The sequence below is a fragment of the Bacillus sp. SIMBA_031 genome (assembly GCF_046535225.1).
Classification (GTDB): domain Bacteria; phylum Bacillota; class Bacilli; order Bacillales; family Bacillaceae; genus Bacillus; species Bacillus velezensis.
This window is the reverse complement of sequence record NZ_JAWRXC010000448.1, coordinates 1-255: the sequence shown is the minus strand read 5'-3', so window position 1 is coordinate 255 and position 255 is coordinate 1. Positions and strand designations below refer to the sequence as shown.

Sequence of the window (255 nt, the reverse complement as noted above, 5' to 3'; positions counted from 1 at the left end):
GAGCTCTCCGACGGCCAGCGCTACCGCTTCAAGCTCGCGAAGGCGATCGAGAGCGAGGCCGACGTGTGGGTCGCCGACGAGTTCATGGCCGTGCTCGACCGCACCGCGGCCAAGGTGATCGCTTACGCGCTGCAGAAGACTGCGCGCAAGGTCAACGCGACCGTGATCGTTGCGACCACGCACCTCGACCTCGTGGAAGACCTGCAGCCGTCTCTCTACATCGAGAAGCGCTACCGGGAGAAGCTGCGCATCGAA

1 pseudogene is annotated in these 255 nt (G+C 64.7%); it reads left to right on the top strand.

Features of this window, described 5'->3' with window-relative positions:
• A pseudogene (locus SB724_RS20985) lies at positions 1-255 on the top strand (hypothetical protein); the annotation flags it as partial.